Annotated in this window: 11 protein-coding genes; 5 read left to right on the top strand and 6 right to left on the bottom strand. The window is 59.6% G+C overall.

Features of this window, described 5'->3' with window-relative positions; all coding sequences use genetic code 11:
• Positions 1-3 precede the first annotated feature (3 nt).
• From MCM46_08855 to MCM46_08870, 4 genes are read left to right on the top strand one after another with little or no spacing between them, the layout of a single operon-like run.
• A complete protein-coding gene (locus MCM46_08855; protein MCG3111915.1) occupies positions 4-942 on the top strand; it encodes a M28 family peptidase in 939 nt (312 codons plus the stop codon).
• Between the two features lie 16 nt (positions 943-958).
• Complete coding sequence (locus MCM46_08860) at positions 959-1,483, top strand: NUDIX hydrolase (protein MCG3111916.1); 525 nt, start codon at positions 959-961, stop codon at positions 1,481-1,483.
• Between the two features lie 21 nt (positions 1,484-1,504).
• Positions 1,505-2,953 carry an aminomethyl-transferring glycine dehydrogenase subunit GcvPB gene (gene gcvPB, locus MCM46_08865; protein ID MCG3111917.1) on the top strand — a complete coding sequence of 483 codons (1,449 nt, stop codon included), beginning with the start codon at positions 1,505-1,507 and terminating at the stop codon, positions 2,951-2,953.
• A 39-nt stretch (positions 2,954-2,992) separates the two neighbouring features.
• Positions 2,993-4,663, top strand: coding sequence for an FAD-binding protein (locus MCM46_08870; GenBank protein MCG3111918.1), 1,671 nt, complete (start codon positions 2,993-2,995; stop codon positions 4,661-4,663).
• Between the two features lie 3 nt (positions 4,664-4,666).
• Here the strand turns inward: MCM46_08870 and MCM46_08875 are convergent, their stop codons facing one another.
• The 6 genes from MCM46_08875 to MCM46_08900 form a co-directional block, all read right to left on the bottom strand.
• Positions 4,667-7,915: a YCF48-related protein gene (locus MCM46_08875; protein MCG3111919.1), complete on the bottom strand. Its 3,249-nt coding sequence runs from the start codon at positions 7,913-7,915 to the stop codon at positions 4,667-4,669.
• A 199-nt stretch (positions 7,916-8,114) separates the two neighbouring features.
• Complete coding sequence (locus tag MCM46_08880; GenBank protein ID MCG3111920.1) at positions 8,115-8,492, bottom strand: FHA domain-containing protein; 378 nt, start codon at positions 8,490-8,492, stop codon at positions 8,115-8,117.
• 142 nt (positions 8,493-8,634) lie between these two features.
• Complete coding sequence (locus MCM46_08885; GenBank protein MCG3111921.1) at positions 8,635-11,133, bottom strand: DNA internalization-related competence protein ComEC/Rec2; 2,499 nt, start codon at positions 11,131-11,133, stop codon at positions 8,635-8,637.
• Positions 11,134-11,190: 57 nt separating this feature from the next.
• Positions 11,191-11,334: a hypothetical protein gene (locus MCM46_08890; GenBank protein MCG3111922.1), complete on the bottom strand. Its 144-nt coding sequence runs from the start codon at positions 11,332-11,334 to the stop codon at positions 11,191-11,193.
• Positions 11,335-11,356: 22 nt separating this feature from the next.
• Complete coding sequence (locus MCM46_08895; GenBank protein MCG3111923.1) at positions 11,357-11,605, bottom strand: hypothetical protein; 249 nt, start codon at positions 11,603-11,605, stop codon at positions 11,357-11,359.
• 1 nt (position 11,606) lies between these two features.
• The gene (locus MCM46_08900; GenBank protein ID MCG3111924.1) at positions 11,607-11,969 is read right to left on the bottom strand and encodes a PDZ domain-containing protein; all 363 of its coding nucleotides are present in this window, start codon (positions 11,967-11,969) and stop codon (positions 11,607-11,609) included.
• 183 nt (positions 11,970-12,152) lie between these two features.
• Here MCM46_08900 and MCM46_08905 point away from each other — a divergent pair, with 183 nt between their 5' ends.
• On the top strand, positions 12,153-13,397 hold the full coding sequence (locus tag MCM46_08905) for a PAS domain-containing sensor histidine kinase (protein MCG3111925.1): 1,245 nt from the start codon (positions 12,153-12,155) through the stop codon (positions 13,395-13,397).
• The last annotated feature ends 31 nt before the right edge of the window (positions 13,398-13,428 follow it).

The following is a 13,428-nucleotide window of genomic DNA, read 5'->3' on the forward strand; positions in this document are numbered from 1 at the left end:
ACGATGTTGGAGCGCACCCCTGTCCCTTCAGATCGGAAGGCATTCATCGCCTCCCACATCGCTCAGATCAGCGAGGAGCGGCTTCTCGGCCACCTCGAATCGTTGGTCGGCGTCCGGCACCCCGTGACCGCCCCGGAAGGGCTGCGGGCCGGCGGAGCGTATATCGCGGGGCAGATGAAATCGTTCGGCCTCGACCTCCTCGAAGAAGCGATCGAGGGGGAGCACAACGAGCGGTTCGTCAATTTAATCGGACGGGAAAGCGGGGGCCGTTCCGGGAAGAAAATTCTGGTGATCGGAGCCCATTACGACACCGTCGCGGAGTCGCCCGGCGCCGATGACAACGCCAGCGGCTTGGCGGTGATGTTGGAAGTGGCCCGGATTCTCGCGCCGTTGCGCGGGAAGCTGACGCCGCAATTCGTCGCCTTCTCCTTGGAGGAGGAAGGCTTCTTGGGAAGCGATCATTATGCGCGGCAGGTTCGCCGGAACAAGGTCCCCCTCTGGGGGGCGATGATTCTCGAATGCGTCGGCTACACCGATGCGCGTCCCGGCTCGCAGACGGCGCCCGCCGGCCTGCCGATCAAGCTGCCGAGCCAAGGCGATTTCATCGGCTTGGTCGGCAATGCCGCCGCGGAGCCGATTCAGAAGGCGTACGAAGCGGCCGTCGCGACCTACTGCCCCGAGCTTCCCTGCGTCAGCCTGTTGGTCCCTGGCAAAGGAGAAGCCCTTCCCGACTCCCGGCGCTCGGACCATGTGCCGTTCTGGGACCGCGGATACCGCGCGGTGATGCTGACCGACACCGCCGATTTCCGGAATCCGAATTACCACAAAAAGAGCGATCAATTGAAGACGCTCGATCTTGCCTTTATGACCCGCGTCGCGCGGTCGCTGGCGGCCGCCGTCATCGATCTTGCCGAGCTCAATCTAGTAGAAGCAAAATCATGAGGCGGAAAATCGGACGATGACGCGCGAAATTTATCGAGGGAAAATTGTCCATCTCTTCGTCGAGTCGGCCGACTTGCCGAACGGCAAGACCTTTGAGCTGGAAGTGGTCCGGCATCCGGGAGCTTCGGCGGTTGTTCCTCTGAAAGAAGACGGCAAAGTCGTTCTGATCTACCAATACCGCCATGCCGCCGGAGGGTTTATCTACGAGGTTCCGGCCGGAAAACTCTCGCCGGGAGAGGCCCCCGAGTCGTGCGCGGAACGGGAGGTCGAGGAGGAGGTCGGCTACAAAATCGGCAAGCTGGAGAAGCTGACGACGATCTTCACCGCCCCCGGCTTCTGCGACGAGCAGATCCATCTCTTTCTCGGAACGGAGCTCGTCTTCAGCGGCCAGCAGCTGGGGGAAGATGAAGTGCTGCAGGTGATCGAGATGCCGTTTGAAGAGGCGATGAATCGGATTGAAGACCAGACGATCCGCGACGCCAAAAGCATTGTGGCGTTGGAATTGGCGTACCGCCGGGCGAAAAAGCGGGGCTGGATTTAAAAGATAATGAAGGAGGAATAGGTGCCAGAGAAATTAATTTTTGAAAAAAGTGTCGCGGGACGTCGGGGAGCGACCTTCCCGACCGAGGCGCTACAGGGGTTTTCGATCGACCAGGTGCTGCCGAAGAAACATCAGCGCCAGATCCCGCTGCCGCTGCCGGAGGTGAGCGAAAACGAGCTGATGCGCCACTACACCCGTCTCTCGCACGAGAACTACGGCGTCGACACCGGCTTCTACCCGCTCGGCTCCTGCACGATGAAGTACAACCCGAAGATCAACGAAGATGTCGCCCGCTTCCCCGGCTTTGCGCAGATTCATCCCCTCCAGCCGATCGAAACCGTTCAAGGCGCGCTGCAGCTGCTGTATGGGCTCGAAAAAATCCTCGCGGAGATCGCCGGGATGGCGCGGGTGTCCCTTCAGCCGGTGGCGGGGGCGCAGGGAGAGCTGGTCGGCATGTTGATCACCCGCGCCTACCATCAACAACAGGGACGGCAGCGGAAGAAGGTGGTCATTCCCGATTCGGCGCACGGGACCAATCCCGCCAGCGCCGCCCTCGCCGGCTACACGATCCAGACGGTTCATTCCAACGCCGACGGGCTGATCGACGTGGACGATCTTGCCAAGGTGGTCGACGAAGAGACCGCCGCCTTCATGCTGACGAATCCGAACACGCTCGGCCTGTTTGAACGGGAGATCGAAAAGATCGTCCGGATCGTTCATGACGCGGGGGCCTTGATGTATCTCGACGGCGCCAACCTCAACGCCCTTTTGGGGCTGACCCGTCCCGGCGACATGGGGTTCGATATCGTCCACTTCAACCTCCACAAGACCTTCTCCACTCCCCACGGGGGGGGCGGGCCGGGGGCCGGGCCGGTCGGTGTCGCGGAGCGGTTGGTCCCCTATCTCCCTTCGCCGACGATTGAAAAGAAGGGGGAAGAATATTTTCTCGATGAACGTCACCCCCAATCGATCGGGCGGATTCATGGTTTTCACGGCAACTTCGGGATCTTGGTCCGCGCCTACACCTACATCAGCCGGCTCGGCGCCTCGGGTCTCTCTGCAATTAGTCGAAACGCCATCATCAACGCCAACTATCTTCGAAAGCAGCTGGAAGGATCGTATCCGGTTCCGTTCAACCGTCCCTGCATGCACGAGTTCGTCCTCTCGGCCAAGAAGTTTCGGGAGAAAGGAGTCCATGCCTGGGATATCGCAAAACGGCTGATCGATTACGGTTTCTACCCGCCGACCGTGAACTTCCCGCTCGTCATCGAAGAGGCCTTGATGATCGAGACCCCGGAGAGCGAGCCGCGCGAGGTCCTGGATGCCTTCGCGGAAGCGATGAAGTCGATCCGAAAAGAGATCGACGACGATCCGACCCGCTTGACCGGCGCGCCGCATACCCGTCCGGTCGGCAGAATGGACGAGGTCCAGGCGGCGAAGCGGCTCGATGTGAATTACCAAAAGAAGTAGACTGTATGGCAGAGAGGCAATCGTCTTTAGGAGAAAGCAATGCCATTGGAGCATGATGTTCTCATCGTCGGCGCCGGCCTCGCGGGGATGCGTGCGGCGATCGCCGTTCCCGCGCATCTCAACGTCGGCGTGATCTCGAAGGTCCATCCGGTCCGGAGCCACTCGGTGGCGGCGGAGGGGGGGATCAACGCGGCGATCCGTCCGGAGGATTCTTGGGAATCGCACATGTACGACACGGTGAAAGGGAGCGATTGGCTCGGCGATCAAGATGCCATCGAAATCCTCTGCCGGGAAGCGCCGAGCGACATCATGGAGCTGGAGCGGATGGGGGCCCTCTTCTCGCGCGACCCGCAGGGGCGGATCGACCAGCGGAACTTCGGCGGCCTCGGCTTTCCCCGCACCTGCTACGTCGCCGACCGGACCGGACATGCCCTGGTCCATCTTCTTTATGAACAGCTCGTCAAACGGGCTGCGCAGGTTTATGAAGAGTGGTACGTCACCTCGCTCATTGTGGAGGAGGGGGTCTGCCGCGGCGTCGTCGCGCTGAATATCTTCAACGGCGAGTTGACCGAGATTCGCGCCAAGGCGGTGCTCCTGGCGACCGGAGGGTATGGGCGGGTCTATCTGATCTCCACCAACGGGCTGATCAACACCGGCGACGGCATGGCCCTCGCTTATCGCGCCGGGGTCCCCCTGCAGGATATGGAATTCGTTCAGTTCCATCCGACGACGTTGAAAGAGACCGGCATTCTGATCACCGAAGGGGCGCGCGGCGAGGGAGGCTATCTCTTCAACGCCCGCGGCGAGCGGTTCATGGAAAAGTATGCGCCGAAGATGATGGAGCTGGCGAGCCGGGATGTCGTCTCCCGGGCCGAGTACCAGGAAATCCTGGAAGGCCGCGGCGTCGACGGCTGCGTGATGCTCGATCTGCGGCATCTCGGCAAGGCGAAGATCATGGAGAAGCTCCCCCAGATCTGGGAGCTTTCGATCACCTATGTCGGGGTCGATCCGATCGAAGCCCCCATTCCGGTGACCCCCGGGGTTCACTATTCGATGGGAGGGATCTTAACCGACATCCACGGCGCAACACCGATTCGGGGTCTCTTTGCCGCCGGGGAATGCGCCTCCGTCTCGGTCCATGGCGCCAACCGGCTCGGCGGAAATGCGCTGATGGAGACGATCGTCTACGGCCGGCGGGCCGGGACCCGCGCCGCCGAATACGCGGAGCAGACGCAACCGACACCCTCTTCAGGCCGGGTGTTTCAGCAGGAGCGTGAGCGGATCGGAGCAATCCTCTCCCGGAAAGAGGGGGAGCGGGCCGGGTTGCTCCGGGAAGAGATCGGAAAGATCATGGCGGACCATTTCGGCATTCTGAGAACACGCGAGCGGATGGAGGAGGGGAAACGGAAGCTGGCGGAGATCCGGCCGAGGCTGGAAAAGATCGCCCTCCACGACCGGGGAAAAACCTTCAATCTCGAATTGATCGATGCGCTGCAGATTTTCTCGATTATGGATCTGGCGGAGTGCATTGCCGAAGGAGCGGCCGTTCGGGAAGAATCGCGCGGCGCCCACGCCCGCCCCGACTTCCCCAAACGGGACGATGTGAATTGGCTGAAACATACGCTGGCGTATCGATCAGAGGCCGGCCCCCGGCTCGATTACCGCCCGGTGACGATCACGCGGGTGCCGCTGGGGGAGCGCAAATACTAAAACTTAGTTCACCCCGCCGGAACCGGTGTGAAGGAGAACCCCGTTATTTCCGACCGCCCATCCTTCCAAGCCGCCCGGAGCAAAGTACAGACCATTCAGATTCTGATTTGTTCCGACCTGTGATTGCCGTGTCCAGGTGGACCCGCCGTTCTGTGTATACAAAACCATTCCCGCCGCCCCGACCACCCATCCATTATTGGCATCCGAGAAACGGACGGCAAAAAGAGCCGATGTTGTTGTCGATGTCTGAGGTGACCAGGTAACCCCTCCATCGGTGGTCCGATAAATCCTCCCAGAGTTACCAACGGCCCAGCCGGTCGATGCGCTAATAAAGTGAACCGCATTCCAGGTGGTGGTCGTCGGAGTGGCCTGGGTGCAGGCCCAGCTTGCTCCCCCATCGGTGGTGCGGGCGGTCCACCCACTGGTTCCGACCATCCAGCCCCTGCTGGCATCAAGGAAATAAATGCCGTTCATCGTCGCCGCCGCGGGAATACAGGCACTCGCTTGCGGCGACCAGGTCGTCCCGTTGTAATAATAAACCTGCCTCGTCGTGGCCCCGTTGACGACCCGACCGACCGCCCAGCCATTCGTCGCATTGGCGAAGTGAACCCCTTTCAGGCTTCCGGAACTGGTCAGGGTGGTGTTGAGCCCCCAAGCGCCGCTGCTGTAATGATAAATCTGCCGGTTACTGGTGACGGCCCAGGCGTCGGTTGCGGAAACCACGGAGAGGCTGTTAAAGTCGCTGGCGCCCGCAGACTGTTTTATCCAGCTGGATCCCCCAGTCGATGTCGTCAAAACGGTCCCGGCGTCACCCACCGCCCAACCGTTGACCCCGTCCAGAGCGAAACCAACAGACTTTAAATGATTCATGGAGGGTCCGGAGACATTATCCCAGGCGGTCCCGTTAAAACTGGTAAAGACCATCCCGGAAAGACCGGCGGCAACCCCGTTTCCATTATTGGAAGCAACCCCCCTAAAATATTTGGCGGAAGGAAGCGACGGATCACCGGCGTTAAAGGTCACAGGGAGCCACGCCGCTCCATTCCATTGGAGAATGGTTCCGGCCCCCGTGTTATCGTCTCCCCCGATGGCCCAACCGAGACTGGGAGTAGACATAAAAACATCCAGAAGCGTCGAAGTGGTACCGCTGGCGACCATCTCCGTTGTCCAGGGTTCCGCACCGGTATCCGAATAGATGTGAAGAATCGATCCGTTCCCGCCCAAATCGGGGGCGCCGACCGCCCATCCTTCCAACCGATCGGGAAAGGGGGAGTTCGGATCTTTGGGAAGAAAAAAGAGAGAGTAGAGTTGTCTGGCGGACTTCCGATCCTGCGGGAGAATGCCGGCCCAGTTATCGTCCGTCCATAAGATCGAATCGTTCGCATTGTTCGTGGTAATCCACCCGTGCGTTGCATCGTTCATGAAGACATGGGTCAATTGGTCGGTCCTTCCGGAAGCGATCGGCGCCCAAGATCCCCCTCCATCCCGATAAAGAATGGTTCCCGCGTCTCCCACCGCCCATCCATGAGACGCGTCGAGAAAATAAACCGACTGAAGCGGTTGGGTGGTCGAACTGCTCTCCGTCTCCCAAATCGCCCCGCCGTTGCTGCTGTGAAGGATGGTGCCGCCGTCGCCGACGATCCATCCTTCCAACGGATTGACGAATCGAATCGCGCGAAGATCTTCCCCCGTACCGCTGACCACCGGAATCCAATTGTTCCCGTAATCGGGGGAGTCGGGAGGGGAGCGGAGAATCGTCCCGCTATCGGCGACCGCCCAGGCCACCCCTTCTTCAGAGAAGGTCACATCGTTGATCGGATAGCTGGTCGGCTTCGGATTTTGATGCTTCCATGCGACCGGATTGCTCAGGCCGACTTCGATCGTCTTCGACTGCACCGGAGAGAGCGCGCTTCCGCCGGAGGTCGCCGTCAGCGTGAGGGTGGCCGAATGGGCCTGTCCGCAGGTCAGCGTCGATGCATCCACGGTCACGGTGATATCGGTCGAGGTGGCGCCGGCCGCCACCGTCCCGCCGGTGATATCGAGGGTGACCCATCCTGTCTCCGCGCCCGCATAGGTCACCGCCGCGCTCCAACCGAGGGAGCTTCCGCCGTTGTTCTGAATGGTAAATGGTTGCGGGTCGGGGCTCCCCTTGCAAGCGGTCGCAAAGAAACCGAGGGCAGAGGCACTCGGCGTGATATTCGCCGCCGAAGGGACCACCACTTCCACGGTGACGCTCTGGGGAGAATTTCCCGCCTCGGCCGAGGTGAGGGTGATCGTTCCCGAAGAGGTCGCTCCGCAGGGAAGATCGGCCGTGTCGACATTCGCCACCGTCACCGTCGCTCCGTCGGTCCCGCTTGTGGGAGCAAATTGAATCCAAGCGGCGCTCCCCGCGCCGCTCCAACTGAAGCCGCCGTTTCCGTCGCTGGTGATCATAAACGAAGGCGATCCGCTGGTTGCGACCCCGCCGCAGGAAGAAGCGGTAAAGGTCACTTTCAGTTTATCTGTGATGATCGCCGGACGGGGCGGAACGATGACTTCCACGGTGACGCTCTGCGGAGAAACGCCTGTCGCCGTCGAGCTGATGGTGATCGTTCCCGATGAAGTCGCTCCGCAAGGGAGGGTGGCGGTGTCGATATCCGCCACGGTGACCGTCGCTCCGTCGGTCCCGTTCGTCGGGGCGAACTGAATCCAGGGCTGGCTTGCCGTTGCGCTCCAATGGAAGCTTCCGTTTCCATCGCTGGTGATTGTAAATGACGGCGATCCGCTGGTCGCGATCCCGCCGCAGGAAGAGGCGGTGAAAGTCACCTTCGGTGTGTCCGTGATAATCGCCGGAGGCGGTGTCGTCGGCGCCGGGATCGTCAAGGTCACCGTCAAAGAGACCGGTGTGTTGCCGGCGTCAGGGGCTTCAATATGAACCGTTTGCGAATAGTCCTCGCCGCAAGAAAGACCGGTCGTGTCGATCTGCGCCGTCACCGTCGTGGGAACCGTCCCGCCGGAAGGGGTCAGCATCAACCAGGAAGGAACATTGGAAGTCGACCAGGTGAATGTTCCCTTTCCGGCATTGGTAACCTCAAACGTCTGGCTGGCCGGATTCGATCCGCAGCCGGCGCCGGTGAAGGCCAGCTCCGCCGCGCTCAGTTGAATGAACGGAGAAAAAGGGGTCGGAGACGGGAATGTCCAATCCTTTTGGCCGCTGCCGTCGTTACAGCCAGCCAAATAAATTAAGAAGATCAAAAGGGTAAGTTTCTTCATATCCTTTCAAAGTATAGCCCAGCATCCCTATCTTGTCTGCGCGCGGAGAAGAGGAAGGCGGGTCAAAGATAGAAACCCCGTACAATCGCCAATCTTGTCAAATCGTCAGGGAAAAGAAGAAACTGGAAGTGTCTTATGGAACCACGAGAGGGGGAAATAAGCGGTTGGTAAACTTGGGACGGATGGTCTTTGTATCTGATTACGCCTGATAATACTGCCCTTCGAGATTCCCTCCGCCGACGAATTTGAAGACGGTGGTTCCGATCCGGATGAGATCGCCGTCTTTCAACGCGGAACCGATGACCCTGATATCGTTGACATAAATTCCGTTCTTGCTGTGGAGATCCTTGACCATCGTTTGATTATTCTTCCGATAAAACTCGGCGTGATTTCGCGAGACGGTCTTCTCATCGATCGAGATCTGGGCCTGATCCCCCCGGCCGACCACGATCTGTTTCTGGTCTAGCATATATTTCTTCCCAAGTGTTTTACCCGAGATGACAACCAGGCAGGGAAGGCACTTTCGAGGATCGGTCACCGGAGATGCCTCGGGATGAATCGTATCCTCATTATCCATGCTGGACCCCTTTTCACAATCTTTCTATTGAGTTCGGATGGCTATCCCAAAAGAGGATAAGCCAATTACCTAACCAAGTTTATAATAAAATAGTAAATTGTCAAATGCGTCGCCTTCGTGCGCGCGGATCGACGCGTCTCTCCTAGAACCGTGAGAACGCCCTTTTTAAATTCTCCCACTCTTGAGTCGGAAGGGAAGAACGCCAGCGGATTTTTTGTATCCGGCTCTCTCGATAACGCTTCAATCGCCATCCCGCCGAGTCGGTCTCGATCACGACGGCGCCGTCTCGATCGGTCCGATAAATCTCGGCGGGAAGGGCCTGGTAGGCGGCAAGCACATCGGGATGCGGATGCCGGTATGGATTGTTTCGGCCGACCGAAAAGAGCGCCGCCTCGGGCGAGACGGCGGAGAGAAACAAAAGATCCAAGGAGCTGATGCTCCCATGGTGAGGAACTTTCAGGACGGTGCTCTTCAGATCTGTCCCGCTTTCCAGCAGGCGTCGCTCCCCGCCCCGTTCGATATCCCCGGTGAGGAGAAGAGAGAATCCCTTTCCGCCCAGATCGGGACAAACGAGCCGGAGAACGATCGACTGATCATTGAGCTCCTCTTCCTCGAAGGGATCGATTGCGGGAGGATTGAGGAAGAAAAGCCGGCAGCCGTCGATCTCCATCGGCGGCGCTTCGGAGGAGATCACCTTCGGTCGAAGCCCCTTCGCTTCAAGCGCCTCGGAGAAGGCCTGATAGAACGGAAGATCGCGCGGCCGGCCGTTGGTCCAGGCCTCTTTGACATCGAATTTCCGAATGATGTAGGAGAGCCCGCCGATATGATCCATCTGCGGGTGGGTCCCGACCAGATAGTCGATCGTTCGAATTCCCCGCTCCCAAAGGTAGGGGGCGACGGCGATCCTTCCGACGTTGAACCCGCCCCCTGCCCCCCCGTCGACCAACATCGTCTTCCCACGGGGGAACTCAATCAGCGTCGCATCCCCCTGGGCCACGTCGATGAAGCTGACCCGCAGCCGCTCCGGAGGAAATCGAACGCTCCCCACCCCGAGAAAAAAAATGAAGAAAGTGGCGACGGACGGCGCCATCCATTTCCAGGAGACCCCGCGGGCGAGCATCCAGATCGTCACCCCGTAAAAAAGGACGATGATCCAGAGCGGAGGCGCGGCGGCGTGGAAATCGGCGCCCGGGAACTCGGCAAAAAATCCGGTGAGGCGATAATAAAACGATCCGAGGAGTTGATGCCCTCCGGCCAAGGGAAACCCCTCTCCTCCGAAAAGGGAGAGGAGGGCGGAGAGAAGACCCAAGGGAACGATGATCCAACCGGCGAGGGGGATCAGAAGAAGATTGGCCAACAGTCCGATCCAGCTGAATTGATGGAAATAGAAAAGGGTCAGCGGCGCGGTTCCCAATGTCGCCCCCAGGGTCGAGAGGAGCATCAGCCGCCCCGGCTCGATCAAATAAGTCCGATAGCGCGATCGCTCTTTTTCCGCCGGGACGGTTGGGAAAACCCCCTTCCACCAGGAAAAGGTCAACGCGATCATCAGGACCGAAAGGAAAGAGAGCTGGAACGAGAGGTTGAAAACGGCTTGCGGATGAACGCCGACGATCAGAAGCGCCGCCAGGGAGAGGGTCGTTTTCACCTCGCCGCTTCGGCCGATCCAGATCGAAAAAAGGTAAACCGAAATCATCACCAGCGAGCGGATCGTCGCGACCTCTCCCCCGGCCAAGAGGGCGTAGAGGGCGACCGGCCCCGCCGTCGCCAGGGCGGCCCACTGGGAGGGGATCTTCCAGAGAGAGAGCCGAAGCAAAAGGGGGGCGGGAAGATGAAGGAGAAGCCACCGCGCGGCGCCGAAAATCAAGACCGAGACCAGCGCCAGATGCGAGCCGGAAATGGAGAGAATGTGGGTGGTCCCCGAGGCCGAGAAGCGCTCCCGGATCGGATCGGTCAAATAACCGGTCTCGCCGATGATCAGCGCCAGCAGGAGGGCCGCCGGCGCCCCTTCCAGCGAGGCGAGGATCTTCCGCCGAATCCGCTCACGCCCCCGGTAGATCGACTTGAGGACCGGATTTCCTTCCTCTCCGATTTTTTGAATCCGGCCGAGATCGGAGAGGCCCGCCGACCCGCTCCAACCTTCCCGCTCACGGTAGTCGGCGTAGGGGAAGGCCCCCGGCGTGCCGAATTGTTGGGGACGGCGCAGGTGAATCCGCATCCGGAGCCGATCGCCGTATTCGAAGGGGGCATCGGGTTGATAAATCGTGAGCCGAAAGGCGCCGTGGACCGGTTGGATGGAATCGCCATGGATCTCGATCCCCTCCATCTGAAGAAGGACCTGTTTCGCGAAATGCTGCGGGGGCCGATCGACCCGGGCCACAAGATCGATCTCCCCCCGGTCGATATACCGCCTCAGGTCTCCCGCGCGAAAGGGGGTCGAGACGAGTTGCTGGAGAAGCAATCCGGCGCCGGCGCAGAAGAGGAGCGCGATGGGGAGAAGCGCTCCCTGCTTAAATCGCCGGTCGAATAACAGAAAGCAGAAAAGAAAAAAGATCAGGGTGAGCGGGAAATACGAGAAGAGTTCTCCGAGCGCCAGGCCGGTGATGAACGAAACGGTGATCGCGATGAAGGGTCTTTTCCCCAACGATCACGCTCCTGATCGCCCCGCGAAGCCGCCGCCCCGTCGAGATCCCGGATGGGACTACTGTTGGGTTTGGAGGTAGCCGGCGACGATCATCGCCACAACGATTCCGACCAGAAAAAGGACAACGCAGCCGCAGCCCCATCGGTTGGTCTGCTGAACGTCTTTCGCCAGCGCCGTCTTGGTGTTTTTTCGTTTGATCAAGGATGAACCGGCTCCTCGGCAGTCACAGGCGTTGCTGCCGTCCTCTCTCCGCGGCCGGCATGCAGTCGGTCTCCTCTTCGAGCCGTCGGGCCTCCTCGGCAACCCCTTCGAGCTTCGTCCGAAGGGCCGCGATGCGCGCCAGCAGATCGGGCGGGGGATGGAGCCGTTCGACCGCCCCGAACGTCAAAAGAAGATCGGGAAGGAGCTCGCGGAGCGCCGTGACCAAACGGAGCATTTCCTTTTGTTGCCCTTTTCTCTGCTGAGTGCTCATTTCAAGCCGCTTCCCTCGGCGGAGCGCCGACCGAGATCTGAACCGTTCTCTCTTGCTGATCGCGGTAGAGGCGCACCGCAATCGATGTGCCGGGGGAGATCTTGGAAACTTCCTGGCGAAGCGCCTCGGGACTGGCGATCTTTTTTCCGTCGAGGGAGAGAAGGACGTCGCCCGCCCGGATTCCCCCGCGGTCGGCGGGGCTCCCCGACTGAACCGCCGCCACAAAAACCCCCTCCCGAACCCGGAGGCCAAGCCGCATCGCGATCTGGGGGGTCAACTCCTGGACCGTCAACCCCAGCCAACCGGCCGGAGGGGCTTCAACGGCGAGCCATCCTATCAGAAATAGAACGAAAAGTCTTCGCATTTTTCGAAACGTCCAAATGATCGATCTACGAATAATGAATTGGTTATGATTATTTCAAACGTGAAAATGGATGTCAAGTTGGCATGGCAGAGGATGACCCGATCATTACGTACTTCAAACACGAGGGGTTGCATTCGCCGAAAGCGGGCGCTACGATGATAAGGATGAAAGGAGTAAAGAAAAATGACGTTGAAAAGTGAAATTTCCGATCTATTTTTACATCTCCCCGCCAGCAGCGCATGGATTGATTCAAAACAAACCTACCGCTTTGTCACCCCTTCTTATGCCGAGCTCTTCAGGAGAGAGCCGAAGGAGTTGGTCGGCCGTTCTCTTTACGAATTTTTTCCTGAAATGAAAGATCGGATCGAGCACGGCCTCCATCAGGCCGCCTCCGCCGGAGAGGCGGTCGAATTGAACGATCTGACTCCCTCTCTCCCCGGTGAGCCGGGTCATCGCGATCATTTCTGGAATGCAACGCTCTGGCCGATCCGGGATTCAAAAGGAATGACCGCCGGCTGGATGATCTCAATGACCGATCTGGCCCAAGAGGTTGCGATTCAAACCCGGCTGGAAGAGACCCTCGCTGAGCTGGAGGAGGAACGGGAACGGCTTCAGATGGACGTTCGGGAGCGGGAGCGAATCATGTCCCTTTTGGACCAGTCCCACCTCGACCTCGCGGCGCAACATCTCGAGCTTGAGCAGGCAAATCAATATAAAAACCACCTCCTGACCGACCTCTCCCATGAAATTCGAACGCCGCTCAACATCATCCTCGGCTACGGCCAGCTCCTCCAGGATGAAAAGTTCGGGAAGGTCACCCCGGCCCAGCGCGACGTGGCCCAGCGGATCGTCGCTTACACCCGGTCGCTGTCGAAACTGGTCGACCGTCTGCTCGATCTCTCCCGAGCACAAAGCCGCCCGATGCCGGTTCTGACGACGGAGGTCTCTCTTCCCCAGCTTTTAGAGAGCCTTTTTGCCTCGATCCGTCCCCTCCTTCGCCAGAGACGGGTCCGTCTGAAGTGGAAGGATGGAACGGCGCCGCCGAACATCGTGAGCGACCCGATCCGGCTCCGGAGGATCTTTTTTAACCTCGCAAGCAATCTCATCAAGTTTATTCATCATGCGACATTAACCATCAGCGTGAGAGATCTGCCGGAGAAAAGGAGCGTCGCGGTCACCTTGACCGGAAGCGGGAAACGATTGGAACCCCTCTCCGATGTGTTTGAAGATTTTTTCCGCGTCGCGGCGCATCGCCAGGGAGAGAGCACCGGCCTCGGTGTTGCCGTGGTGAAGGAGTTGCTCGATCAAATCGGCGGCAAGATTGAGATGAATCGGCGGGCGAGGGGACACCCCGCATTTACCATCACGCTCCCTTACCACCCTCCTCAAGAAAGCGAAACATTGCTGGGGCAACGGGAAGCGGCCTGAAAAAGAAAGCGAGGCGGGGCGAGGCGCCGCC

Origin of the sequence: Candidatus Manganitrophus morganii (genome assembly GCA_021651055.1) — a bacterium.
Classification (GTDB): Bacteria; Nitrospirota; Nitrospiria; order SBBL01; family Manganitrophaceae; genus Manganitrophus; species Manganitrophus morganii.